At 72.1% G+C, this 25,313-nt stretch carries 22 protein-coding genes; 13 read left to right on the plus strand and 9 right to left on the minus strand.

Annotation, left to right across the window (positions count from 1 at the left end):
* The coding region (locus ACFY32_RS31290; RefSeq protein ID WP_390676074.1) for an LLM class flavin-dependent oxidoreductase at positions 1–540 on the minus strand (540 nt) is incomplete at its 3' end.
* A gap of 81 nt (positions 541–621) precedes the next feature.
* Here ACFY32_RS31290 and ACFY32_RS31295 point away from each other — a divergent pair.
* The 9 genes from ACFY32_RS31295 (at position 622) to ACFY32_RS31335 (ending at position 11,688) form a co-directional block, all read left to right on the plus strand.
* Complete coding sequence (locus tag ACFY32_RS31295) at positions 622–1,263, plus strand: hypothetical protein (RefSeq protein ID WP_390676075.1); 642 nt, start codon at positions 622–624, stop codon at positions 1,261–1,263.
* Between the two features lie 539 nt (positions 1,264–1,802).
* Complete coding sequence (locus ACFY32_RS31300) at positions 1,803–3,371, plus strand: alpha-L-arabinofuranosidase B (RefSeq protein ID WP_390676076.1); 1,569 nt, start codon at positions 1,803–1,805, stop codon at positions 3,369–3,371.
* Positions 3,372–3,691: 320 nt separating this feature from the next.
* Positions 3,692–4,237 carry a sigma-70 family RNA polymerase sigma factor gene (locus tag ACFY32_RS31305; protein ID WP_359202346.1) on the plus strand — a complete coding sequence of 182 codons (546 nt, stop codon included), beginning with the start codon at positions 3,692–3,694 and terminating at the stop codon, positions 4,235–4,237.
* A 263-nt stretch (positions 4,238–4,500) separates the two neighbouring features.
* Positions 4,501–5,055: a hypothetical protein gene (locus ACFY32_RS31310; protein ID WP_390676077.1), complete on the plus strand. Its 555-nt coding sequence runs from the start codon at positions 4,501–4,503 to the stop codon at positions 5,053–5,055.
* A gap of 178 nt (positions 5,056–5,233) precedes the next feature.
* Positions 5,234–5,968, plus strand: a complete 735-nt coding sequence (gene thyX / locus ACFY32_RS31315; protein ID WP_390676078.1) for an FAD-dependent thymidylate synthase — start codon at positions 5,234–5,236, stop codon at positions 5,966–5,968.
* A gap of 175 nt (positions 5,969–6,143) precedes the next feature.
* Positions 6,144–7,184 (plus strand): isopenicillin N synthase family dioxygenase, encoded by a 1,041-nt coding sequence (locus ACFY32_RS31320; protein WP_390676079.1) that lies wholly within the window; start codon positions 6,144–6,146, stop codon positions 7,182–7,184.
* Positions 7,185–7,312: 128 nt separating this feature from the next.
* Positions 7,313–9,217: a hypothetical protein gene (locus ACFY32_RS31325; RefSeq protein WP_390676080.1), complete on the plus strand. Its 1,905-nt coding sequence runs from the start codon at positions 7,313–7,315 to the stop codon at positions 9,215–9,217.
* 205 nt (positions 9,218–9,422) lie between these two features.
* The gene (locus ACFY32_RS31330; RefSeq protein WP_359202356.1) at positions 9,423–10,253 is read left to right on the plus strand and encodes a sugar nucleotide-binding protein; all 831 of its coding nucleotides are present in this window, start codon (positions 9,423–9,425) and stop codon (positions 10,251–10,253) included.
* A gap of 313 nt (positions 10,254–10,566) precedes the next feature.
* A complete protein-coding gene (locus ACFY32_RS31335; protein ID WP_359202358.1) occupies positions 10,567–11,688 on the plus strand; it encodes a polysaccharide biosynthesis protein in 1,122 nt (373 codons plus the stop codon).
* A 45-nt stretch (positions 11,689–11,733) separates the two neighbouring features.
* Here ACFY32_RS31335 and ACFY32_RS31340 read toward each other — a convergent pair whose 3' ends face one another.
* The 3 genes from ACFY32_RS31340 to ACFY32_RS31350 are packed head-to-tail and all read right to left on the minus strand — an operon-like array spanning position 11,734 to position 13,987.
* On the minus strand, positions 11,734–11,958 hold the full coding sequence (locus ACFY32_RS31340; RefSeq protein ID WP_390676081.1) for a hypothetical protein: 225 nt from the start codon (positions 11,956–11,958) through the stop codon (positions 11,734–11,736).
* The gene (locus ACFY32_RS31345) at positions 11,955–12,782 is read right to left on the minus strand and encodes a glycosyltransferase family 2 protein (protein ID WP_390676082.1); all 828 of its coding nucleotides are present in this window, start codon (positions 12,780–12,782) and stop codon (positions 11,955–11,957) included. Before ACFY32_RS31345 ends, ACFY32_RS31340 begins: the two co-directional genes overlap by 4 nt.
* Positions 12,783–12,823: 41 nt before the next feature.
* Positions 12,824–13,987 carry a glycosyltransferase family 2 protein gene (locus ACFY32_RS31350; RefSeq protein ID WP_359202364.1) on the minus strand — a complete coding sequence of 388 codons (1,164 nt, stop codon included), beginning with the start codon at positions 13,985–13,987 and terminating at the stop codon, positions 12,824–12,826.
* 479 nt (positions 13,988–14,466) lie between these two features.
* On the opposite strand from ACFY32_RS31350, the gene ACFY32_RS31355 reads away from it, so the two are divergent.
* From ACFY32_RS31355 to ACFY32_RS31370, 4 genes are all read left to right on the plus strand, one after another.
* Positions 14,467–15,138: an ATP-binding cassette domain-containing protein gene (locus ACFY32_RS31355; RefSeq protein ID WP_359202366.1), complete on the plus strand. Its 672-nt coding sequence runs from the start codon at positions 14,467–14,469 to the stop codon at positions 15,136–15,138.
* Positions 15,135–15,815, plus strand: coding sequence for a hypothetical protein (locus ACFY32_RS31360; RefSeq protein WP_390676083.1), 681 nt, complete (start codon positions 15,135–15,137; stop codon positions 15,813–15,815). The genes ACFY32_RS31355 and ACFY32_RS31360 overlap by 4 nt, the downstream gene beginning before the upstream one ends.
* Before the next feature lie 559 nt (positions 15,816–16,374).
* Positions 16,375–17,217, plus strand: coding sequence for a geranylgeranylglyceryl/heptaprenylglyceryl phosphate synthase (locus ACFY32_RS31365; RefSeq protein ID WP_390676084.1), 843 nt, complete (start codon positions 16,375–16,377; stop codon positions 17,215–17,217).
* Positions 17,214–18,044 carry a Moenomycin biosynthesis protein MoeN5 gene (locus ACFY32_RS31370; RefSeq protein ID WP_359202372.1) on the plus strand — a complete coding sequence of 277 codons (831 nt, stop codon included), beginning with the start codon at positions 17,214–17,216 and terminating at the stop codon, positions 18,042–18,044. Before ACFY32_RS31365 ends, ACFY32_RS31370 begins: the two co-directional genes overlap by 4 nt.
* A gap of 40 nt (positions 18,045–18,084) precedes the next feature.
* Here the strand turns inward: ACFY32_RS31370 and ACFY32_RS31375 are convergent, their stop codons facing one another.
* From ACFY32_RS31375 to ACFY32_RS31395, 5 genes are all read right to left on the minus strand, one after another.
* A complete protein-coding gene (locus ACFY32_RS31375) occupies positions 18,085–19,677 on the minus strand; it encodes a carbamoyltransferase C-terminal domain-containing protein (protein WP_390676085.1) in 1,593 nt (530 codons plus the stop codon).
* Positions 19,677–20,987: a hypothetical protein gene (locus ACFY32_RS31380; protein ID WP_359202376.1), complete on the minus strand. Its 1,311-nt coding sequence runs from the start codon at positions 20,985–20,987 to the stop codon at positions 19,677–19,679. The genes ACFY32_RS31375 and ACFY32_RS31380 overlap by 1 nt, the downstream gene beginning before the upstream one ends.
* Positions 20,977–22,491: a B12-binding domain-containing radical SAM protein gene (locus ACFY32_RS31385; RefSeq protein ID WP_359202378.1), complete on the minus strand. Its 1,515-nt coding sequence runs from the start codon at positions 22,489–22,491 to the stop codon at positions 20,977–20,979. Before ACFY32_RS31385 ends, ACFY32_RS31380 begins: the two co-directional genes overlap by 11 nt.
* Positions 22,492–22,563: 72 nt before the next feature.
* Positions 22,564–24,099 carry an asparagine synthetase B family protein gene (locus ACFY32_RS31390; RefSeq protein WP_390676086.1) on the minus strand — a complete coding sequence of 512 codons (1,536 nt, stop codon included), beginning with the start codon at positions 24,097–24,099 and terminating at the stop codon, positions 22,564–22,566.
* Positions 24,100–24,101: 2 nt separating this feature from the next.
* Complete coding sequence (locus tag ACFY32_RS31395; RefSeq protein ID WP_359202382.1) at positions 24,102–25,310, minus strand: Moenomycin biosynthesis protein MoeGT1; 1,209 nt, start codon at positions 25,308–25,310, stop codon at positions 24,102–24,104.
* Between the last annotated feature and the right edge of the window lie 3 nt (positions 25,311–25,313).

Here is a 25,313-nt window from a genome sequence, read left to right on the forward strand (position 1 = left end):
GGCGATCAGCGTGCCGTCCGCGACCCGCCCGGACAGCTCCAGCGAGCGCGGCCGTACCACCCCCGCCACCAGCGGCGGCGGCTCGGCGGGCGGATGCACCAGCTCGATGCCGTCGATCCGCACCTCCCGCCCGTCCACCGTGACCCGCTCCCCGTGCAGCAGCGCCCGCACCGCGGTGATCGTCTCCTCCAGCAGGGCCAGCGGAGAGCGCGGCGCCACCCCGACCTGCTCCATCCACTCCCGTACGCCATGACCGATCCCGGCCACCAGGCGGCCGGGGAACACCCGTGCCAGCGTGGCCAGTTCCATCGCCAGCAGGGCCGGGCTGCGCAACGGCGCCGGGGCAATCCCGATGCCCACTCGCAGCCGCTCGGTCGCGCCCAGCGCCACGGCCGCCGCCGACACCCCGCCGTTCCAGCGCAGGTCCTCCACCACCCACAGGTCGTCCGCCCCGAGCGCCTCGGCCCGCCGCGCGAAGGCGGGCAACTCCTCGGGCACCCAGTCGCGGTCGTACATCACACCGATCCGGAAATTCGTCATGCGACGGAACCTACGGTCCGGCCGAAGAGGTGATCAACAGCTTTGCCGGTACGGGGTCCGCTGCCGCCGAAGCCCTGGAACTTGAATCTTCGCCTGCTTGCCCTGGCGCGCGGCGTGCACGACCTGCGGAGCCTGGATGCCGAGCGGCCCGGCGGGCTGCCGGTGGCGGTATGGCATGGTCTGCTCACGGAGGATCGCGTCGACCTCGCGCCATTCCGGCAGCCCGGAAGTGACCGGTGGCGCAGCGGCAGCGGCCTCCCTTTGGGCCCCCTGGCCGCGCTCCAGCTCCACACCACCAACGCTAACCCTTTGATCGAGGGCAAGAGCCACTCACCGCTGTGCCGGCATGCTCACGAACGCGCGGTCGTGGCTGGTGACGACCTCCTCACCGTCGCCGATCTCATGGCCCGTACCGACTTCGACTGGTGCAACAAGTGCGGCGGTCACGCCGTACGCAGGCTCACCTGCTCGCAACTGTCCTACTACCGTGCGGCACACCGATTGCATGACATCAAACGGCGACTCGACGGCGGGACCCGCACTCCCGACACCGACAGCTCCACGGTGAGTGCCCGCCTGGAGGAACTCGCGGCCTGGCAGCCAGTCGATGGGGAACAGTGGTGCAGCAGTGATTCCTGGCAATGGCAGGACACCATTCGCGAACTCAGGCACAAGGCCGGGAGATCCCACGCCGCGACAGGCCCTGGCGCACCGGCCTCTTGACCCGGCGGCGGCCCTCAACGCGCGCATCACGGACATGGCCCGTGGGGACCAGTTGGGGACCAGACGGTGTCCGCGCACCTGAACGGCACGCACGGCACCGCACGCTGCGCACCCTGATTTCTAACTATATATGCTGGCAAATTGGACACCCCTTACTCCTGGGGGTCAAGGGGTCGCAGGTTCAAATCCTGTCGTCCCGACTCGTGAGAGTCGCAGATGAGGGCCGGTTTCGGAGGTTTGCGAAACCGGCCCTTGTTCCGTCGCCGGCCGCGCTTGCGGGGCACACCGCACGGCCCTGTCCACCTCACGCCGGAACGCCGGATCGGCGCCGAGGTCCAGTGGCGCCGTCCCGCATCTCTCCGGCCCCGCACCATGCTTTGCGTACTCGTGTATTGACTGCCCGTCACGGCATCCCTAGGGTCCACGACGAATTCACGAACGGCGTTCGATATATCGACCGCATCGATCAGGCGTGAATGTCATGCGCATGACTAAGCGAAGAACGGACTCCGCTCCCCCCGATCCCCAGGAGACCGCCCATGTCGGTGAGATCACCCCGCACCTGGCGGGACAGGCCGCTCGTCCTGCTCGCCCTCGCACTGGCTCTGGTCAGCGCCGTGTTCGCCACCCAGACCTCCGCGAGCACCAGCGCCGCGGCCGCCGGCTCGCAGCCCTGCGACCTGTACGCCGCGGGCGGCACCCCCTGTGTCGCCGCCCACAGCACCACCCGCGCCCTGTACTCCGCGTACAACAGCCGCCTGTACCAGGTGAAACGCGCCTCCGACGGCGCCACGCGGGACATCGGCGTACTCAGTGCGGGCGGTTACGCCGACGCCGCCGCACAGGACGCGTTCTGCGCCGGCACCGGCTGTCTGATCACCGTCCTCTACGACCAGTCCGGCCGCGGCAACCACCTCACCCAGGCCCCGCCCGGCGGCTTCCAGGGCCCCGCCGCCGGAGGCTACGACAACCTCGCCGAGGCATCCGCCGCACCCGTGACCGTGGGCGGCCACAAGGCGTACGGCGTCTTCGTCGCGCCCGGCACCGGATACCGCGACAACAGCACCAACGGCATCGCCACCGGCGACCAGCCGGAAGGCATGTACGCCGTCCTCGACGGCACCCACTACAACGGTGGCTGCTGCTTCGACTACGGCAACGCCGAGACGAACAGCCGCGACAACGGCAACGGCACCATGGAGACCATCTACTTCGGCAACAGCAGGACCTGGGGCTACGGCTCCGGCAACGGCCCCTGGGCCATGGCCGACCTGGAGAACGGCCTCTTCTCCGGCGTCAACCGCGGCTACAACGCGGGGAATCCCAGCGTCAGCCACCGTTTCCTGACCGCCGCCGTCAAGGGCGGACCGAACCACTGGGCCATCCGCTCCGGCAACGCCCAGTCGGGCGGCCTGGCCACCGCCTACGACGGTCCGCGCCCCAACGCCACCGGCTACAACCCGATGAAGAAGGAGGGCGCGATCATCCTCGGCATCGGAGGCGACAACAGCAACGGATCGGCAGGCACCTTCTACGAGGGCGTCCTGACGTCCGGCTTCCCGACCGACGCCACCGAGAACGCCGTCCAGTCCAACATCAACGCGGCCGGCTACGCCACGTCCGCCGTGGCGGGCGCACCCACCGTCGGCTCCCGTGTCTCCCTGCGGGCCACCACCTCCTGCTGCACCGCCGACTACCTGCGGCACAACACCGCCGACACCAACGCCGTCATCGCGGCGACGTCCTCGTCCAGCCCGGCCGCCGACAAGGCCGCCGCCACCTGGACCGTGCGCGCGGGGCTGGGCGACGCCTCCTGCGTGTCGTTCGAGTCGGCCGACAAGCCGGGCCAGTACCTGCGCCACTACGACTTCCGGCTGCGGGTCGACACCGTCGACACCGCGCTGGCCCGGCTGGACGCCACCTTCTGCCCGCAGGCCGCCCACAACGGCCAGGGCGTCTCCCTGCGGTCCGCCAACTACCCCGCCGACTTCGTCCGCCACTACGGCTACGCCGCCTACGTGGCCGCCGACGGCGGCACCCACGCCTGGGACAGCGCCACCTCCTGGGCCGACGACACGAGTTGGGTCGTGACCTCGCCGTGGGCCTGACCCCTCGGTCCTGACCTCTGACGCACAGGACGGCTGTGCCACCCGTGCCGGTGGCACAGCCGGTCACCCGCCGGCCGGTCGGCGCCAGCCTCGTCGACGTGGGAAGCGAGGCAGCTCACCACGGCCGCGCGGACGACGGCGCCGGATGCGCTGATCACAGGTGTACATGACCGACTTCGGCGGGCGGGGGCGCGAGTGCTGCCGTGGGGCGCTGAAGCCGCCGCGTGCTGCGACAGGCATGCACTCCTCCGTTTTCGCGGACCCATGGCGGGCAGCTAGGCGTCGTCCACTCCGTTCGAGCGCCTTGGGAGCCGTTCCGTATGTCTCAGCCGTCCGTCCGCCCTGTGACCGGTCATCAGGTGTGGGGGGAGATCGCCCGGCACCATGACCGTCTGATGCGGCTGGTGCAAAAACGTCTTCCCACACGTCAGGACGCCGAGGACTGCGTGCAGGAGGCCATGACGCGTACGGCAGCTCACCGGACCCTGGACCCCGGCCGGCTGGGCCCGTTCCTGACCTCGGTGGCCATGCGCCTGTGCGCCGACTTCTACCGCGCCCAGGACCGCGACCGGACTCTCGTGCGGCGCGTGCCCTGGGCGGACACCCACGGCACCGTCGAGGACGACATCTGCGACACCGCCTTCGGAGGGTGGCTGCTGGAGCAGGCGCGCACGCTCGAAGGACGGCAGCGGGAGATCCTGCTCGCCAGGGCGGCGGGAGTCTCCGTGTCGGCCTTCGCCCGACAACACGGCATCACCGCCAAGACCGCCGAAGCGCACTTCACCCGGGGCCGGGCCCGACTGCGCGAACTGGCACGGGCAGAGTTCGACAGCGCCCGCGCCGCTCCGGACGGGGCCACGGCGTAGACCGGCCCCGAACTGCCGTGCCCGTTGCCGGCCCGAGCTGCTCCCGGCGCGCAGGAGGCCGGCGGCCCGGCCAGTGATGTCGACCAGGCGCAGGCGCCGGTGTGAAGGCGTCACGCGCGGTGTGCGCGAACGTGCCGGTGTGCACACCCCTCCCGACGGGCTATGGCCTCGGGCGGCCGGCCGTCGCCAGAGTCAGGACCGCGGGTGATGCCCTGTCCGGCGCGCCCGCTCACACGCCACCGACCCGACCGCGGAGAGACCTCATGTCCTTCAAAGACCGCTCGCGCATACGCGCCGCCGCTGTCGGTGTCGCCGGGCTCCTGGCCCTGGGAACTCCCCTGGCACTGTCGGCCACCCCGGCAGTTGCCGCCGACGGCATCGTCTCCTGCCCGCTGGGAGTGCAGAGCACCACGTACACACCGGGTCTGACGTACACCACTCCGCCGCCCCAGGTGGACGTCGACGTCACCGGCACCCTGGGACCCTGTGTCTCCACCGACCTCAGCCACACGGCCGGCACTTACACGTTCTCGGGCAGCGGCAACCTGAACTGTCTCACCGGGAGCAGCGCCGGCATCGGCAAGATCACCTGGGCCAATCCGGGCACCCAGCCCTCGCGCTTCTCGCAGTCCTACTCCATCGCCCTGCGCCCCAACGGCACCACCGTTCTCGTGAGCAGCGGCCTGATCATCAGCGGTGACTACGCGGGGCACACCATCGTCATCACGATCGTCCTCACCAGCACCGACCTGCTGGCCTGCCTCACACCGCAGGGAATGACCAACACCTCCGGCCCCTTCCTCGTCACCGTGCTCTGACCGACGGACGGCCCGGCCTCACGTTCCGGCGCTCGCGGATCACCTCGGCTCGGTCCGCGAGGCGCGGCCAGGCAGCCGGGGGGCATCGACTCCTCGACGCGCCTTCGGCTCCCGCGCTCGGGACGCGCCCGTCGAGGCATCGGGAACGGGAAGCACCCGGTCAAGGAGTTGACTGATCATGAGAGACCTCACGGCCGACCCGCGCGGGGTTCGGACAAGCAGTTCCATCACCGCCGCACTCGTGGACTTCACGGCGTCCGACGCCGGGGTGGTCCGCGCTGCCAGGGTGTCGACGGCCGGGCTCGGCGCGCACAACGAGGACCACGGTGAGGGCTATATGAAGGGCCTCATCGGCTACCTGATGCGCAATCGGCACGGCAGCCCTTTCGAGCACAACTCGATGACGTTCCTGGTGCGCGCGCCCATCTTCACCGTTCGGCACCTGATGCGCCATCGGACGTGGTCCTTCAACGAGGAGAGCGCACGCTACAAAGAACTCACGGACGTCTTCTACCTGCCGGACCCCGAACGTTCGCTGAAGCAGGTGGGCAAGCCGGGGCATTACACGTACGTGCGAGGAACCGATGAGGACCGCGCACTGCTCAGAGAAGCCGCTGTCACGGCTTACAGTGCCGCCTACCACGAGTACCGGCGGATGCTGGACGCCGGCATCGCACGCGAGTTGGCCCGTGTCGTGCTTCCGGTGGCCACTTACTCCACCGTGTACGCGACGTGCAACGCCCGTTCGCTCATGCACTTCCTCAGTCTGCGCGTCCACGACGAGGGAGCTTTGCATGTCTCCCACCCGCAGCGGGAGATCGAGATGGTCGCGCAGCAGATGGAGACCGAGTTCGGGCGCCTGATGCCCATCACACACGCCGCTTTCGAAGAGCACGGCCGGCTGTCGCCCTGACCAGCCGGCACCGGCCCGGCACTTGATGCGCCCCACGGCCCGTACGACGGCGAGCGGATTCCCGGGCGGGGGATGAGGGCCGTGCCCCGATGCGCACCGAGCGCGCGGAAGGCTTCGCAAGAAATGGTGCGGGAGTGGCTCGAACCCCGCGGTGGACGAAGAGGGAGGCGGAACGATGCCGGAGAACAGCGAGGAGCGGGAAGCGGCGGCACGGGTGACGATCGTCGACGACTACGTGCCGGTGATCGACCTGAGCGGTATGCGTTCCTCCGAGTCGTCGGATCGCCGACTCGCCGACGCGATCGACGAAGCCTGCCGGACCAGTGGATTCCTGGTCGTCGTCGGGCACGGGGTTTCCGACGACACGATCACCAGGATGTACGAGGCGACCCGGTCGTTCTTCGCCATGCCGCACGAGGAGAAGACCGGACTCCTGGCCGATCCCGCCGACCCCCTGATGCGGGGATTCGGACGGGACGGCAGCGTGGCCGCGTCGAGGGAAGGTGCCGGAGTCGAACGGGAACGGGCCCTGCCCGATGTGGCGGGAACCTTCACGGTCAACCGGCTCGGCGAGCCCGGAGGCTCCCGCCTGCTCCCGGAGGGTGCCGACCCCGCGTTGTGCACCCCCAATCCCTGGCCCGAACTGCCCGGGTTCCGCGAGGCGTACCTCGCCTACTACCGGGCCATGGAGCAGCTCGCGGCAGAGATCATGCGGCTGTTCGCGCTGGCACTGCGCCTGCCGGAGAACTGGTTCGCCGACGAGATCGACCGGCACATGACGAACCTCACCGCGAACTACTACCCGCCACAACTCCAGGCGCCGGCCCCTGGGCAGTTGCGCAAGGGCGTGCACAGCGACTGGGGCAGCCTGACCGTTCTCTATCAGGATGAGGCACCAGGTGGTCTTCAGGTGCAGGACAAGGCCGGCCAGTGGCTGGGCGTCCCCCGCATCGAGGGCTCCTTCGTCGTGAACATCGGCGATCTGATGGCGATCTGGACCAACGACCGATGGGTCAGCACCGTCCATCGTGTCGTCAACCCTCCTCGCGAACTGGCGCGGACGGAACGCTACTCGGTGCCGTTCTTCCACCAGCCGTCCTACGACGCCCTGATCGAGTGCATTCCCACGTGTACCGGACCGGGGAATCCACCCCAGTACGCCCCGGTCCGGTCGGGTGACTACATCGTCGACAAGTTCCGCAAGGCCTACGGCTGACCCGCACTGCACGGGAGGGGCGGACGAGGTGTGTCCCCGGGTCTGCCCTCAAGGGCCTGGCCGGTCGGTTCCCGGTGCGGGTAGGCAGGAGTGGTAGTTGCCTGTCACGGCCCGGACGGAGACCCCTCATGCGCGCGCAGGACAAGCCTGAGCAGCACAAGTCGGCGTGGTCTGCGCCGCGGGCCGGCGCCAAGCGCGCGGCGGAGGCGGACGACCGGCCGGCGGCTCCCCTGCTGGAGTTGCAGCGCTGCGTCGGCAATGCCGCGGTCAGCAGGATGATGGCCGACGGGAACCCGGCCGTCGCGGGGCCGGCTGTGGCCGTGCAGTTGATGCCGAACAAGCGCAAGCGCACCGGCGACGAGCAGGTCAGCGACGTGGAGAGCGACAGGGAGGACGAGGAGGGGCTGGAGGGTCCGCTCGCGGAGACCGCGAAGGCGCACCTGGACCAGATCGCCGCCTTGGTCAAGGCGTGCACGTGTACGCCGGCGACCAAGCAAGAGGGCCGGATGACCGAGGAGCTGGACGTGCGCGGTCGGCGCAGCCGCGAAGGCGACCGGCCGCAGCAGACGCTCCAGCACATCGCCATCCGACTGCTCCGGTCGATCAAGCACCTGGAGGACGCCGAGAGGGAGAAGTGGGCCCAGGACCAGAGCACCGGCGGCCCGCACACCAAGAGCGAGACCGAAGTACAGGTGATGCTGGTCAAGGGGCGGCTGGTCATCGCCACCAACCGCAACGCGTCCATCACGCTGCTGGAGAAGTATCTGCCGGAGCAGGTCAGGAAGCGGCAGCAGGCCGACGCGATGGACGTCGACGCCGGCGGGCCCGCCCTGCACGGCGGACACTGGATGCAGGACATCCTGCTGGAGGAGGGCGTCCGGCCGGAGCGGAACAAGGTGACGGCGGGCACAGAGGAGGCGATCAGGCGCAGTACCCGGGCCAGGGGGAAACTGCACGACGTCTACCAGGGCGCCCGGAGCAACGACGTGGGCGGCGCCCTGCACCGGGTCCGGGCCGTGATCTCGGCCAACATCACGGATTCGAACGAGTACCTGGCCGAGTTGCTGACCGCCGAGGCGTACCAGGACACGGTGATCCTGCTGCGGGGCAAGCTCTCCCTGAGCGGCCGCGACGGCTCGGCGACGATGCACGCCGAACAGAAGCACCTCTCCGCGCTGGCGGCGGCGGCCAGTGCTGTCGGGGCGGCGGCCGTCGGACCGGCGGTGATCCGCGGTCAGCGCCGGCCGTGCGGCTCGTGCTGGGCGCTGTTCCACCTCTTCTCACGCTCGCTCGACGTCCCCGTCGACTTCAGTGACAAGCCGGGTCTGTACTTCCACGAGGGCGCGGTCGGCGCCGCCGCCGACGAACGGCTGTCGAGCCTGGTCACCGCGAAGGACATCGAGGGACGGTACTCGTTCGCGCAGTTGGTCACCGGAATCCAGCGGATGAACGTCTCCGCCAAGAGCACCGTCGCACCGGCGGACATCGCCGGCGAGCTCGGCGTGGTCCGTCCGAAATGGAGCAAGAACGACCCGGAGACCGGCGAGTCGCAGTTCACCCTCGACGACGACCGGATCGAAGCCGGCTTCGCCTCCGCCTCGGACAGCGAAGTCGAGGACCCGATGCCGGAGTACCAGCCCTCCATCGGTGTCCTGCCCGAGATCACGAAGAACGTGACCAGGGGCCAGGCCGGCAAGATGAGCCGGGGCGAGGCCGCGGCCCCCGCCCCGCGGGTGTCGGCGATGAAGGGAACGAACCTCACCGACCTCACCGAGGACCAGGTGGCCATGCTGGACGCGGCCAGAGCGGCCGGCGCGAGCCAGCCCAGGGACCCCAAGTCCCGTGGCGGGCACGCTCCCAAGATCACCCACCTCGAGTACGCCACGATCGTCAGCCTCCTCGACGAGGCGGAGGCCAACGGGCAGAAAGGCATGTCCAGCGCCGTCCACCGCTATTACACCGACCGCGGCGTCAGCATCACCGCCCCCGCGATCAGCAAAGGCGTCAAGACCTACCGGGACCGCAACAAGTGACGCCCGGCGCGACGCCGGACACCGCCGCGCCACCGGCCCCGGGCCGGGTCGGGTCCGGGCGAAGCCGTCGCGTAGGTGCTCTCCCCGTGGGCCGTCGTCTTCAGTAGCATCGGGCCCAGGAATCACGGCTCGACACGGTTGCGCGGACCCGTCCCCGTACTCCCGGGAGCGGTCGGGGAAAAGCCGGGCGTCAGGGGGGCGATGCGTGAGAGTGCTTGTCGTCGGCGGGAGCGGGTTCCTCGGATACGAAGTGCTCCGCCGGGCCGTGGCCGCCGGATGGGACGCGTCCGCGACCTACCGGACCCGCCCGGGGGACCTGCCGTCGGTCACCTGGTACCGGGCCGACCTGCGTGACCCCGGCCGGGTGGCCGAGGTGCTGGGCCGGGCCCGCCCCGCCGCGGTGATCAACGCGGCCGGCGGACACGCCGACTGGGCGGTCACCGCCGACGGCGCGGCCCGGCTGGCCCTCGAAGCGGCACGGGCCGGGTGCCGGCTGGTCCACGTCTCCTCCGACGCGGTGTTCTCCGGAGCCGCCGTCCACTACCGCGAGGACGCGCTGCCCGATCCCGTCTCCCGCTACGGGGCCGCCAAGGCCGCGGCGGAGACTGCCGTCAGGGTGGGGGTGCCCGAGGCCGCCGTGGTGCGCACCTCGCTCATCGTGGGGCACGGCCGGTCCGCGCACGAGAAGGCCGTGCACGCCCTCGTGGCCGGCACCCGCACCGGCGTCCTGTTCACCGACGACGTCCGCTGCCCGGTCCACGTCGACGACCTGGCCCGCGTACTCCTGGAGATCACGGAGTCGGACGGCTGCGGTGTGTTCCACGCGGCCGGACCGGACCCGATGAACCGTCACGACCTGGGCGTCCTCATAGCCAGGCGGGACGGACTCGACCCCGACCGGCTGCCGGCCGGGCTGCGCAGCGACGTGGACCCCCCGGGAGGGCTGGACATCCGCCTCGTCACCGACGCCACGCGGGCCCGGATCAGGACCCGTCTGCGGGGCGCGCGGGAATTCCTCGGCGCCGACGCTCCGTGAGCCGGCCCGGTTTACCACCCGGCACTGCCGGGTGCGTCCGGCAGTGGTCGGGGAAATCGCCCCGCGCCGGTCCGGCCCCCGATAAAGTGACGGTCCCGGCCGCCTCGGACGTCACACGGACCCGCCCCGACGTCGACGGGTGCCGGTGCGGCAGGCGGCGGACGGCCGCCGGAATGCGGTCCCCGGGCGCGGCTTCCCGGGGAGGCAACGCAAGGGTGTCGGCGAAGAAAGCACCAAGACGATACGTCGGTCCAGTTCGTCGTGTCGGTCGACACATCAGTCATGGCTCTTGTCTAAAAGGAAGAGTGACTGCATGTCTGACGATATTTTCGCAGGATATGGTGCGCACCTGCCAACCGGCGACCCTCCCGCCCTGGACATCGAGAGGATTCTCGGCCGGCAGCGGATAAGAACCGGTCTGGAGAGCAGCGCCGGATTCCTGCGCGGCCGGCGGGTCCTGGTCACCGGGGCCGGCGGCTACATCGGATCGGAGCTGTGCCGGCAGCTCGGCCGGTGGGAACCCGAGAGCCTGATGATGCTCGACCGCAACGAGACGGCCCTCCACCTGGCGGCCGGCAGCGTCGCGGCCGGCCCCTCGTCGGTGCGGCCCGCCATCCTCCTCGCCGACATCCGGGACTCCCGGGGGCTGCTGCGGCTCTTTCGCCGGTGCCGGCCGGACATCGTCTTCCACGCGGCGGCCCTCAAGTGGGTGCCCATCCTGGAGGAGTTCCCCGGTGAGGCCGTCAAGACGAACGTCTTCGGCACCCGGGCGGTCCTGGACGCCGCGCTGGCCGCGGACGTCGCGTTCCTGGTGAACATCTCGACCGACAAGGCGGTCGACCCGGTCGGGGTGCTGGGTTACTCCAAGCGCATAGCCGAGGGACTCACCGCGGCGGCCGCCATCCAGTCGGGCCGGCCGTACGTGAGCGTGCGGTTCGGCAACGTGCTCGGCTGCCAGGGGTCGTTCCTCGACGTCTTCGCCCGCCAGGTCGCGGCCGGGAACCCGGTGACGGTCACCCATCCCGGGGTGACGCGCTATCTGATGACCGTGCAGGAGGCCGTGGAACTGGTCATCCAGTCGGCGGCGCTGGGCAGCGTCGGCCACGCCCTGGTCCTGGACATGGGGGAGCAGGTCCGCATCCTCGACATCGCCCGCAGGGTCATCGCGCAGACGGGCGCGGAACTCCCGGTCCACTACATCGGACTGAGACCGGGGGAGAAGCTCACCGAGTCCCTGGTGGCCCCCTCCGAGACCCCGGTCCGGTACGTGCACCCGAAGATCATGGAGGTGCCGGTGCCGGCCCTGAAGGCCGGGGACGGTCCGGACCTCGACGCCTGGGGCGAGGACGACGCCGTCGTCGCCGCCCTGCGGGCCACCTGCCGGGCCATGGAGGGCGGCTCCGTCACGCCGGAACCGGGCCGCTGGCCGGCCTGACACCGGGCGGCCGGCCGCCGGACCCGCCCGGCGCGCCGGCCCGCCTCACAGATACGGAACGCCCCGCCGTACGCTGCCCGCCAGGAACCCGACCGGCCGCGCCCCGTAGCGGGCCGCCGTCACCACCGTGACCGAGACGGGCCGTACCGTCCGGGCGAGCAGGCCGCGCACGGTGCGCCCCGCGCCGCCGTCCGGATCGGCCACCACGACCGCGATCCGCGGCAGCGGCGGGTCCGCGCCCCCGGCGGGCGCCTCCCGCACGTCGTTCACCTCCGCCCCTGACCGGCGTCGACCGGGGTCAGGGTGAAGTCGATGTCGTTGGGCGGGGCGATCAGCAGCGGCATCAGCTCCGCACGGGTGCGGGCCCGTCGCCGCCGCTGCTCCTGGGCGGTCATCGCCTCCGTGTACGCCCGGCGCTGCGCCGACCCGAACCCGGTGCCGGGCGCCTGGGTGAGCGACTTGGGCCAGATCCGGTACCGGTAGAGCACCTCGCGCACGCTGCGCAGCCGGTACAGGCGGGCCGCCCGGAGGTGGAAGTCGGTGTCGGCGCCCAGCCGCACGGTGCCGTCGAAGCCGCCGAGGGTGTGCAGCACCGAGCGCCGGACCACCGAGGACGGATGCAGGAGCACGGTCGTCCGTCCCAGCCGCATCCACAGGTTGCCGTTGCGGGGCATCCGGCGCCGCCCCGTCGTACGCCCGGCCTCGTCGATGTAGGAGTAGGCGCACCCCACCAGGTCGGCACGGTCCCTTTCCAGCAGGGCCAGTTGGTGGCGCAGGCGGCCCGGCAGGCTGATGTCGTCGGCGTCCTGGAAGGCCACGTAGGGGGTGTCCACCGACTCCAGGACCTTGTTCTTGATCCGCAGGTGCCCGACGTTCCGGGAGGTGCGCAGCACCGTCAGCCGGGGATCGGAGGCGTACGGACGGAGTTCGGCGACCCACTTCTCGTCCGGTGAGCAGTCGTCCACCACCGTCAGCCGGAGGTCCGGACGGTCCTGGGCGAGCACCGACGCGACGGCCGCGCCCAGATACGCCGCGCAGTCGAAGTGGGGCAGGATGACGGTCACCGCCGCCGCGGCCGGACCGGCTGTCGCCATCGGGTCTCCTTCCGGGCCGTCCCGGAGGGCGGCCGCGTGTGTCAGTGCCCGGCGGTCGCTCCCGCCGCGGGTCCCTCGACGGTGGGGCTGCGGTAGTCCCCCTCGTCGCCCCAGGCCACGTGCCGCCGGGGCCGTCCCGTCGCACCGCGCACCGCCAGCGAGCCGGCCACCGTGCAGAACCAGGCGAAGTGCACCCCCTTGACCAGCCAGCGCTGTGCGCCGCGCACGGGACCGCGGCTGCCGTCCCAGGCCGCGAGCGGCCACAGGCCGTGGAAGAGGAGCCGGGTCAGGTAGAACCGCGCGGTGGGCCAGGGGTAGTCGGCGACGAGGGTGACATGGCTGTAGAGGGAGCGGCGCAGCCGCTGGTAGGTGTCGTGGGTGCGGCCGACGCGGTAATAGCTGATCCGGGCCTCGGGCAGCACCTCCAGGTCGTGCAGCGGATCGGGCGCCCCGGGGTCGAGCAGTTCGAACACCACGTATCCGTCGTCGGTCAGGTGCCTGGCCGGGATGCCGGTGCCCAGGACGTCCGTCGCCACCACCAGGCAGGCCGCCGCCGGGCAGGGCTTCGGCGGCGCGGTGACGCCCGAGACCCGGTACATGGCCTGCGAGGTGGCCGTCTCCCGGGCCAGCGCCACCGAGTACGCCCCGACCGCGCCCCGCGCCCCGCGCTCCAGGAACCGGGAGACCAGCAGGGGGAGGCAGCCGGGCGCGATCTCGATGTCGTCGTCCGTCCAGAGCCAGCCGGAGTAGCCGAGATCCGCGGTGAGCCGCAGCACCGTGCTCACCGTGCGCAGCTTCCCCGGCCCGGGAAGGGCCAGGCCGACCAGGGTGAGGTCCAGGTCCCCGGGGACCAGCCCGGACAGCGCGCGCAGCCTGCGCAGCGCCTCCTCGTCCTCGCCGGGGCCGTACTGCAGGCCCACCCACAGCGTCAGCGGCAGGGCCGGGTGGGCCCGCCGCACCTCCGCCAGGGACTCCAGCACATGACGGAACGTCTGCTCGTGCGCCGCGGCGTCGCACCGCCCCACATAGGTGGGCAGCAGCACCCCGAGGCCACCGGACGGCAGCGGGAACGCCGCCGTGCCGGGCCGCGCGCCGCTCACCCCGTCCGCGCGCACCTCGCCGCGGACGTCCGAGCCGGGCCCCTCGCGCCCCACCAGGACGTACGGGGTGGGGCGGGCGGGCGGCGGCGCGAAACCGCGGGCCACGGCCCGTTGCCACCACAGACGACGGTCTCCGGTCCCCCCGCGCATCCACGTCCCCTTCGTCGTTCCGGGCGGAAACACCCGCTGGCTCTGACACGGGGTGCGGCCCACCGGCTCCCGTCCCGGCGGCGAACTCCGGAAGAGACGAATCAGACGCTGATGCGGGCAACGCACAAGTGAGCGATGAATGTGGCTGGTCCGGTACGCTATCCAGCTTCCGGGCGGGCCTGCAAGAGCGCTTCCGGGCGCGGGGATCGGTTGGCCGAAATACGGGGGCCTGGACCTCGCCCCCGGCCGGCCGCCCGTAGAATCCCCCGAAACCGGCCCGAGGGGGGACCCGGACTTCCGGGGAATCGCGATCCCGGCCGCCCCGCACACCGCGTGTGGCAGGCTGAGTCCCCGAGCGCCGGCCGGGTCGCGAATGCCGACCGCCGAGGCCGAATTGCGTGCCGTTTGCCGCGGTTCACAGAAAGGTGACAGCCATGGGCTATTCCGTCGGTGCCCGAGAGGAGTTCCACGGCATGGCCGGGCCCGCCGACCGCAAGATTGTGCTGCACGCGCGGGGCATCGTGAAGCGCTACAAACGCCGCCGGGTCCTGACCGGTGTGGATCTCGTCGTGCACGCGGGCGAGGTCGCCGCGATCGTCGGCGGCAACGGGGCGGGCAAGTCCACCCTGCTGAAGATCTGCGCCGGCCTGATCTCCCCCGACAAGGGGCGGGTCACCGTCTCCGGCAGCGTCGGCTACTGCCCGCAGAACGCGGGCGTCATGGGTTTCCTGACCCCGGGGGAGCACTTCAGCCTCTTCGGCACCGGCCGGGGCCTGAGCCGCCGGGAGTCCGACCACCGTGGCCGGAAACTCGCGGGTGAACTCGACTGGTCGCCCGCACGCGGCGTCCTCGCCAAGGACCTGTCGGGCGGCACCCGCCAGAAGCTGAACGTCGTGCTGTCGGCCCTCGGCGATCCCGACCTGCTGCTGCTCGACGAGCCCTACCAGGGCTTCGACCACGGGTCCTACGTGGACTTCTGGCGCAGCGTCTGGGCGTGGCGCGAGGCCGGCCGGGCCGTCGTCGTGGTCACCCACATGCTCAACCAACTCGACCAGGTGGACCAGGTGCTGGACCTCACCCCCGGCAGGGACAGGGGCATCCGATGACAGCCACCCTGCGGATGGCGGACGCCACCTTCCGCGAACTGCTGCGCCGGCGGGGCGTGCTGGGCCTGCTGCTGCTGGTCCCGCTCGTCTTCTACCTCGGGCGCTACGACCAGACCGGGCAGGCGGTCCGCTTCGCCAGCCTCGGCGTGGGCTTCGCGGTCAGCGCCGCGGCCCTGTTCTCCACGGTCGGCGGCCGGGAGATCGAACCGCTGCTGGCCCTCTCCGGGTACCGCCCGCTCCAGCTCTTCGCGGGGCGCCTGCTGGCCCTGCTCACCGCCGGACTGGCGGTCAGCGCCCTGTACGCCGTGATCGTCCTGGTCGGGCAGGAGGTGGCGCACCCGGGGGCCGTCCTGGTGGAACTGGCCCTGACCACACTGGTCGCCGTGCCCCTGGGGCTGCTGCTCGGGGCGGTGGTGCCCAGGGACATGGAGGGCGCCCTGCTGCTCATCTCGGTCATCGGCGCCCAGATGGTGATGGACCCGGCCAAGGATTCGGCCAAGGTGCTGCCCTTCTGGTCGACCCGGGAGATCATCACCTACGCCGTCGACGGCGCCGGCGCCGGTTCGCTCACCTCCGGGGCGGCCCACGCCGTCGCGGTGACGCTGCTGCTGGTCGTGGCGAGCGGGTGCGTGATGGCGGGCCGATTGCGGCGCCGGCGCCATCTGCAATTCGCCTGAATTACGCCCGGACCACTGGAAACGTCCCGCGCGGCAAAGGCGCCGGGGCGTTCCCGCTTTGCCGCGGCCGACTTCGGTGTGACGGACATTCATAACCGGCGTACAAAGCATCCCTACCCCGTGGAAACGAACGCGTGTAGTATCGGCAATCGCCCTGCCGCTCCCTGTTCTCCACGCGGCCCGGTGGACCCGCTGTTCGCCTCTCCAATGGAAGGGGAGCACGTGAACGACGCCCTTGGTTCGTCCACCGGTGAATCCGCCGGCGGGCTCGCCGAAGGATTCCGCAGCGCTCCTCCACTTCCCCGGACCCCAGCGGACGCCGGAACGCTCCGGTGGTTCCCGGTACGGGCATGACGGAACACCGCGGGACGGCGCCGGCGTAGGCGCCCGCTCCGGCGTCGGCGACGCCGTGCCGGTCACTCGCGGCCCGGTCAGGGAACGAGTTCGAGAACCGAAGCACCCCGCACCTCCGCCCGAACGCGCGACACCTCATCCGAACGCGTGACGCGGCCGGCACCCCGTCGCGCGACCCGCCCGGACGACAAGGGGGAAGACGCTGGTGAACGCCTTACCGCGGCTCGACCATCACACCGAACACCAGGCCGCACCGCCACTGTGGCGCTCCGGGCGGGTCCTCGCCCGACTGCGCGCCAACCCGGGCCCCGTCCACATCATCGACCCCTTCAAGGTCCCGGTGACGGAGGCGGTGGAGAAGGCGGCGGAGCTGACCAAGCTGGGCTTCGCCGCCGTCATCCTGGCCAGCACGGACTACGAGTCGTTCGAGTCGCACATGGAACCGTACGTGGCGGCGGTGAAGGAGGTCACGCCGCTGCCGGTCGTCCTGCACTTCCCGCCCCGTCCGGGCTCCGGGTTCCCGGTGGTCCGCGGCGCCGACGCGATGCTGCTGCCCGCGCTGCTGGGCTCCGGCGACGACTACTACGTGTGGAAGAGCTTCCTGGAGACCCTGGACGCCTGCCCCGGCCGAATACCCCGCGAGGAGTGGCCCGAGCTGATCCTCACCGTCGCCCTCACCTTCGGCGACGACCGGCGCACCGGGGACCTGCTGGGCACCGTGCCGGTGCGCACCACGAGCACCGAGGAGATCGACCGGCACCTGCACGTCACCCGGACCTTCGGCTTCCACATGGTCTACCTGTACTCCCGCAACGACCACGTGCCGCTGGAGGTCGTACGGCACTTCCACAAGGGGCTGGGCCCCGACCAGGTCCTCTTCGTGAGCGGCAACGTCCGCACCGGCCGGCAGGTCAGCGACTACCTCGACAGCGGGGCCGACCACGTGGGATTCGCCGGGGCGCTGGAGCACCCGGACTGGCGGGCCACCCTCGCCGAGATCGGCGGGACGCGTCCCGCGACCCCGGCCCGCCCGGGGAGCGGGCGGTGACGGCGGCCCCGGTCACGGCCCTGCCCGAGGAGTACACCCGCTCCATGCTCGCCGCCGAGGCCGCCAACCGCGACCACGTCACCCGGTGCGTCGCCGGCACCGGAGGATCACCGGACCTGGTGGCCCACACCGCCGCCCTCCGCCTGTACCTGCGGGTGCCCCACTTCCTCACCGAGTGGACGACCGACCCGGCGCGGCGGGCCGCGGTCTCCCGCGCGCTGGCCCTCGACATCGTCTCCATGAAACTCCTCGACGACCTGATGGACGACGACACCGGCCTGGACCGGGTCGAACTCGCCTGTGTCTGCCTCCGTCTGCACCTGCGGGCCCTGCACGAACTGGCCTCCCTCGCCCACGAGCCCAAGGCGGTGACGGACATCCTGGAGCGGGACGCCGTCTACCTGTGCGGCGGCCAGATAGGCACCAAACGCAGCCGGGCGGCGAACCTCCAGGAGTGGCGCGCCCACGCGGACACCTACGGCGCCGCCTTCCTGGGCCGCTACGGGGCGCTCGCGGCCGTCTGCGGCGCAGCGGACCAGCCGCGCGAGGCGGTACGGGAGTTCGCGGAGGCGTTCGCGCTGACCATCACCACGGCGGACGACCTGACCGACTACGACCGCAACGGCGAGCGGGACGGCAACCTCGCGCACCTGATGCGGACCGGAGCGGTGGCCGCCCAGGACGTCGTGGACCACCTGGAGGAACAGCGCGGCCGGGCGCTGGCCGCCGTGCGCACCCCGCCCGGCGCCCCCGGTCTCGTACCGGTCGTCCACCTCTACACCGACGACGTGCTGACCCGGCTGGTCCCCCGGCACCTGGCCGCGTGACCGGCGGCCGGCCGGAGCGCCTCCGGCCGGCCGCCCGGCGTCAGCGGGTCGTGTCGCCCCGCGCCATCAGATCGTCGAACACGAACAGGTCGACGTCCGTGTGCGCGAAGTCGTCGAGCACGTCCCGGGCGGTGTGCGCGATGGGCCGGCCCGGCCCGTTGAGCGAGGTGTTGATCAGCGCGGGCTCCCCGGTCAGGTCCTCGAACGCGCCGAGCAGACCGTACAGCCGCTCCTCCTCGGGGCCCAGGGTCTGAATCCGGCAGGTGCCGTTGACGTGCCGCGCCTCGGGCGCGACCCCCTCCGGCAGCCCGTACTCGAAGAGCATGTACGGCGACGGCGACTGCCCCGGGTACAGCGCGGCGAACCGCTCGTCGCGCAGCACGGCGCCCAGCGGCCGGTACCACTCGCGCTGCTTCAGCTTCTCGCTCATCCGCTCGCGCATCCCCGGCACCGAGGGGGAGCCCAGCAGCGACCGGTGCCCCAGGGCGCGCGGCCCCAGTTCCGCCGCCCCCTGCGTCAGCGCCACGACACCGCCGGCGGCCAGCACCGCGGCGACCTCGGACCGGTCGTAGTCGACGGCCCGCAGTCCCGCGCGCTCCACCGCGTCCAGCACGTCGGCGCGGCTGTCGCCGCCGCCGTTGCGGTACACGTCGAACGGCTCCGGCGGCACGCCGGCCACCTGCGACAGGGCGTAGACGCCGGCTCCCGTCAGGTGTCCCGCGTCCCCGCAGGCGGGCGGGATGGCGATGGACCGTCCGAAGTGGGCCCGCAGCGCCGAGTTGGCCACGATGTTCAGGGCGCAGCCGCCGCCGAGGGCGATCGGGCCCGCTCCGGCGGCCGTGCGCGTCACATGCCGGTCGAGCACCTCCCGGACGGCTTCGGTGAACATCTCCTGGAACGTCGCCACCACGTGCGAGGCGGTCTCGAACCCGGAGTCGAACTCGGGCCGGGCGGCGAGGTCCGCGCGTACCCGCTCGGCGAGTTCCCGGTCGTTCATCACGTCCGGGTCGACCGCCAGCAACTGCTCGCGGATGCGGGCGTCGGGCTGCCCGTAGCCGCCCAGGGCCATCACCTTGCCGGCCACGCTGGGGCTGGGCCCGAAACCGAGGAGGTAGCCGATCGCCGTCCACCCGAAGCCGTTGCCGAACCAGGGCAGCGGGTCCTTGTCGACCCACTTCAGCACCCCGTCGGAGACCCGGAACAGGGAACTGCGGGTGACCTGTCCGCGGCCCTCGTTGACGAGGACGACGGTGCCCTCCTCCCAGCCCGCGTAGTGGGCGGCCAGCGCCGCGTGGGAGACCTCGTGGGTGACCACCACGCAGTCCACCCGGCGCCCCAGCATCTCGCAGACGGTCCGGTGGTGCGGGGCGCCCGCCGCCGTCCGCTCCAGGGCCCGGTCCAGGTCGGGGATGCGCAGCAGCGCGCTGCGCACCGGCGTGCTCACGGCCACCAGGTCGATGCCGTCGACGTCCACGCACTCCTGCGCGAACAGGTGCCGCAGGGCCACGTCGCAGCGGTGGTCGTGCTTGACCCGGGTGAGCCGCTCGGTCTCGACGGCGAAGACCAGCCGCCCGTCCTCGAAGTAGGCGACGCCGGTGTCGTGCCCGGCGGAGTGGAGCGAGAGTACCTTCATCAGCTCTCCTGAGGCGTGGATGAGGACGGTTCGGACACACCGGACGACGGGGACGACGGGGTGAGCCTGCGGATGTCCGAGTACGGGGCCCACTCGATGCCCCGCAGCGGCCTGCCCAGCAGCCCGCGGGCGTACAGCTCGCCCCCGATGCCCGCGAACCACGCGAAGTACAGCCACTTGATGAGCGCCTTCTGCACGCCCGGACGGACACCGCGGGAGGAGTCGAAGCCGGTCACGGGCCACATGCCGCCGAACAGGACGTGGCCGACGTAGTACCGGACCACGGGCAGCGGCCAGTCGGCGACGTCGACGAGGTGGTTGAGCAGCAGCCGGCGGATGCGGCGGCGGGTCTCACCGGCCGGCCCCGCCACGTAGTAGTGGCACCGGGCGTCCGGCACCAGCTTCAGCCGGGCCAGCGGGTCGGGCAGCGCGGGGTCGAGGAGCCGGTAGCACACATAGCCGTCGTCGGACAGGTAGCGTCCCGGCAGCCCGCCGGAGACCACGTCGGTGGCGACCAGCAGGCAGCAGCCGTGGGGGTAGTTCGTGGCCGGCGCGGCGATCGCCTTGGCCCGGGACAGCAGCCGGGAAGTGGCGTTCGCGTGGGTGTGCGCGATCTTGGTCGCGCCGACCGCGCCGCGGCACCCCGCCGCCAGGAAGTCCCGTACCAGCCCGGACAGGCAGCCGTCGTCCAGGACCACGTCGTCGTCGGCCCACCCGACGCCCGCGCAGCCGAGGAGTTCGGCGACCGCGATGGCCCCGTTGAGGGTGCGCGGCTTGCCCGGTCCGGGCAGCGACAGACCGCAGACCCGCAGGGCGGGCAGTCGGGCGCGGGCGTCGGCCAGCAGGACCCGCAGGCGCCGCAGCGACTCCGCCTCCTCACCGGCCGACGACCACTGCATGCCGACGAACAGCACCAGCGGCACGTGGGGGTGGTCCTCGGCCATGGCGGCGGCCTGGTCCAGCAGCGCGCCGAACCACTCCCGCTGCCGCGCCAGACCGGTCCGGGTGACGTAGGTCGGCACGACCATCGCGATGCCCGGCTGCCCGGGGGGCGTGCGCAGCGCCGCCGCGGCCTCCTCGGCCCGCCGGGTCCCGTCCTGCGGCAGCCCCGGCAGCACGTGCCGGACCGGGACGTCCCAGGACGCGGGGGGCCGGAAACCCCGGGCCATCGTGCGGCGCAGATGGTGCGTCAGCGGGCCCTCGCCGGCCGGCCGGCGCCGGCGCGGCCCGAGCGGGCGGTTGAGGGGGACCGGCGGACCGGGGCGGGCCGGCGGACGCGGGACGGCCGGGGCCGCGGGCTCAGAAGTCACGGTCGGTGTTGGACGTGGACCGGTGCAGGCTGCGCAGGCCGTCCAGGGTGTTGCGCCACTGGCCGGTCACCGCCATGTGCGTCACCAGCGGCTTGACCATCGAACGGCGCATGAAGAAGGACCGGTACGCCCGCTGGGCGCGCTCCTGCGCGTCCGGCACCAGGTAGCCGATCCGCGCGTCGAACTCGCCCCGCACGAACCGGTCCCAGTAGTCGGGCGGTATCCGGCCGGCGGCCACGGACTCGGTGTGCAGGGGAGTGCCGGGCAGCGGCGTCGCGGTGTAGAAGCTGGCGTAGTCCAGCGGCAGCTTGCAGGCGAGGTCGACGGTCCGGCGGAACTGCTCCCGGGTCTCGTCCAGCCAGCCGACGATGAAGTACCCGAAGCCCTTGATCCCGGCGTTGTGCGCGTCGGTGACCGCCTTCTCGATCTTCCCCAGATCGCTCTCCTTGCGCATCCGTTCGAGGATCTCGCTGTCGCCGTGCTCGATGCCGAACCGCAGGCGCACGCACCCGGCCCCGGCCATCGCCTCCAGCAGCGGCTCCGGCACCAGGTCGACGCGGGTGGGCGCCTCCCAGCGGACCTTCAGGCCCTGCTCCTTGATGAGCGCGCAGATCTCCCGCACCCGGCCGCGGTGCAGGGTGAACACGTCGTCGTAGAACATGATCTCCTTCACCCCCCACCGCTTCTTGAGTTCCGTCATCTCGCCGACGACGTCCTCGGGACTGCGGTACATGGACTTCTTGTCCACGGCCTGCTTGAAGCAGAAGCTGCACTTGAAGGGGCAGCCGCGGCTGGAGATCATCGTGGCGAACGGCCGCGGGGCCATGATGGAGTAGTAGCTGTCCATCGGCAGCCCGGAGCGTTCGGGCCAGCCGACCTCCTCCAGGTTCACCATGGGCGCGGCACCGCCGTCGTGCTTGCGGGTCACCAGGCCGCGGATGCCCTCCGGGTCCTCGCCCCGCTCCATCGCCTCCGCCAGTTCCGGCATGATCGTGATGCCTTCGCCGACGCCGATGTAGTCGATGCACTCGTGGACGAGGTTCTCGTGCGCGTACACCTCCGTGTGCGGCCCGCCCAGGATCACCTTGGCCCCGGTGCTCTTGGCCGCCTGGCACGCCTCGATCGCGCCGGGCAGTCCGGGCGTCGTGGTGCTCACCCCCACCAGGTCGGGCCCGAAGTCCGCGAGCAGTTTGCGCAGGCCCTCGCTGTCGAGGCCGAGGGCGGGGGTGTCGACCTGGATGACCTCGTGGAACCCGGCCGTCTTCAGCGCGGTGTGGATGTAGCCCAGCCCCAGGTGGGGCAGGACCCCGGCCCGCTTCTGGACCCGGGCGATCTGACGGGTGTTCAGGCACAGGTCGTGGTGGCGCACCAGGGCGATGCGCAGCCTGCGCTTGCGCCACAGCGGCAGCGCCGAACGGGCCGGGGCCGCGGCCGTGGACGAGCAGCCGCCCGAGGCCGTCCCCGCGGCGGGACCTGTGCTGATCACGGGCAGTGTCTTTCGCATACGGTGCGCTCCTTCTGGGCCCTGCGGCTGTGGTCGGTGCGGTGCGCGGGTGTGACGGCTGTGCGGGTGCGGTCAGGACCGGTGGCCGGCCCGCCGGGTGGCGAGGTCCTCCAGTCGCAGCAGGTAGAGCGCCAGGGGCTGGAGCCGGCTGACGCGCTGCGGCGCCCCGGGCCCCCGCCCGGCGGCCAGCAGGCGTTGCAGGAAGCGGTCGGGGCTGCGCCACCACTGCGGTTCCACGGCCACCGCGTGCGCGAGGAACCCCAGCAGGTACGCCAGCCGGTGCGCGACCAGCGCGGGGCCGTTCCGCTGGGGCACCGACGAGGCGAATCCCAGGTCCGCGTGTTCGGGGAAGGCCCGGTGCAGCGCCCGGTCGTGGAAGGTGCCGTCGATCAGGAACCGGCGCGGCACCGCGGCGAGATGGTCGAAGAGGGCGTGGTCGAGATAGGGGGTGTGCGTCACCAGCCGTCCGTCGCCCAGCGCGAACGGGGCCGCCGAGATCGAGCGGCGGGTCCGGTTCCAGAAGAAGAAGGAGCTGAGCGGGCAGGCGCTGTCCGCGTGCCGGGCCAGCTCGGTGACCAGCCTCCGCCGGGCCGCCTGCCTGCTCCACAGCACGCCCGTGCGCGGGCCCAGCAGGTGCTCCACGTGGGGGCCGGTCCGGCCCGCGTCCATCAGCCGGTCCGCCAGGCCCGGCAGGCCGGCGGGGTCGTAGGGGTGGGCCCGGATGAAGGCGACGCTGGGGTTCTGGGCGAGTTCCCCGCCGCCGAGACCGTCGTAGGACAGGCGGTTGTGGCGGCGCAGGTACGCCAGGAGCGGCTGGGTCCACGCGCCGTCCAGGGTCGTCATGCCCTGCGCGGGCAGCGCGGACAGCTCGGCGCGGAACTGCCCGCGCGGACGCGGCACCACCGTGTGCGGCAGGCCCAGCCTGCCCGCGAGGACGGCCGCGACCCGGGCGTCGGCCCCCGGGTCGGGCGGGAACTTCGCACCGCTCACGCACCGCCGGGGCGGGGTCCCCAGGCGGCACAGTTCGAGCAGGATGTGCCGCGAGTCCCGGCCGCCGCTGAGCGGCAGGTCGTACGGCCCGCCGGGCGCCCGGCGGGCCACCGAGGCGCGGAACAGGTCGATGAAGCCGTCCACCGCCTGCGTCTCGGTCAGCGCGGCCGGCCCGGGGATCGGCAGTTCCCCGGAGCGCAGGCGCGTCCCGTCGGCGTCCCAGGTCAGCGTGGCCGCCGGGGGAAGCGCGCGGATTCCCGCGAGAGCGGTGTCCTCGGCGAGGAAGAACCCCAGCCGGAGGAAGACGGCCAGCGCGTCGTGGTCCAGCTCGGCGGGCCCGTCCTCGGGCAGCAGCGCCAGCGGGTCGGGGGAGAGGGCGAGCGAGGCGCCGCCGGACCGGTAGAAGAGGGGGCAGACGCCGTACCGGTCGTTGCGGGCGGTCAGGCGTTCGCCGTCCCAGCGCCAGCCTGCGAAGACGCCCTCGGCCGGCGGGCCCGGGGCCAGGTGGTCGCCGGTGAGGGGGTGCCCGAGGCGCACCTCCTTGTCGCCCTCGGCGCGCACCCCGCCGGCCTCCGCGACCAGGAGGAGGCGGGGGGCGGGAGCTGCTTCGTGGCGCACGGTCACCGGGCGTCCAGCAGCGGCCGTACGGCGGCTCCGATCCGTTCCGTCACCGCGTCCTGGTCCAGCACGGAGTCGGCGAAGGCGAGCGCCGCCTTCTTGTGTCCCTCGATCACCGACGGACGGGTCAGCCAGTCGTCCGCCGTGTCGAAGAGTTCCCCGGGGGTGGCGCAGGCGCGGCCCAGCCCCTCCTCGTCGATGAGTCCGGGCACCCACTGCTCCATGGGCAGCCCCGATTCGAGCATCAGCACCGGTATGCCGAAGTAGGCGGCTTCGAGGGTGGTGTTGGGGCCGGCCTTCGAGATGAGGAGTCCGTACCTGGACCGGGAGGCGCGGCGGATGTAGTCGAAGTACTCGCGCTGGTTGAGCACGCTGTGGAACCGCCAGTGGGGCCGCCCGAGGGCGGCGGTGCGCCGGGCCAGCTCGGGGTCGCCGTAGCCGACGAAGACGAGGTCGATGCCGGGGTGCCGGTCGGCGAGGCGCCGCACCAGCTCCGGGTACGTGTCCCCGCCCCGGTTGGAGAAGATGATCACCCGGGGCCGGTCCGGGCCCCCGTCGTCGCCCCAGGGGCCGGTGTCGGCGTCGGCCGAGTCGCCGGTCATGAAGTCCTGGAGGTCGTGCTGGGCGACGAGCGGGCCCACCACCCGCACCCGGTCCGGGTCGGCGCCGGCCGCTTGGACCAGGTGCTCCTTCGCCCGGGGGAAGCCGACCAGCGTCAGGTCGGGGTAGCGGCTGCGGTGCAGCGGCAACTGGAGCAGCCCGGGGTTGGTGACATGGCTGACCACCCGGGTGGACGTCCCGGCGAGCCGGACGGCGGCCACGCACAGCCGCGCCACGAAGCCCTTCGTGCCGACCACCACGTCCGGGGCGGTCCGGCCCAGATGCCGGGTGAGGGGCTCCAGGTCGGCCCGCTGGGCGGGCGTGGGGTCGGCCTCGAAGCCCTCCGGGAAGCGTGCCTGGAGACGGTCCATGAGCGCCATGTACCGCTGGTTGCGGACGACCGCGTCGGGGCTCTCCAGGGAGATGGTCCTGATCTCCGCCCCGGCCTCGCCGATCCACGGCAGGATCGGCTCCGCCTCCAGCAGGGTCACCTCCGCGTCGATCACGCTCCGCAGGGCGCGGGAGAAACGCGTCGCGGCCAGGTAGTTGCCGAACTCGCCCCAGGTCCGGGGGGAGAGCACGTGGACGAGCGGTCGGTCGGGAGCAGCCATGGT

The organism is Streptomyces sp. NPDC000134 (assembly GCF_042899225.1).
In the GTDB taxonomy this organism is placed as follows: Bacteria; Actinomycetota; Actinomycetes; order Streptomycetales; family Streptomycetaceae; genus Streptomyces.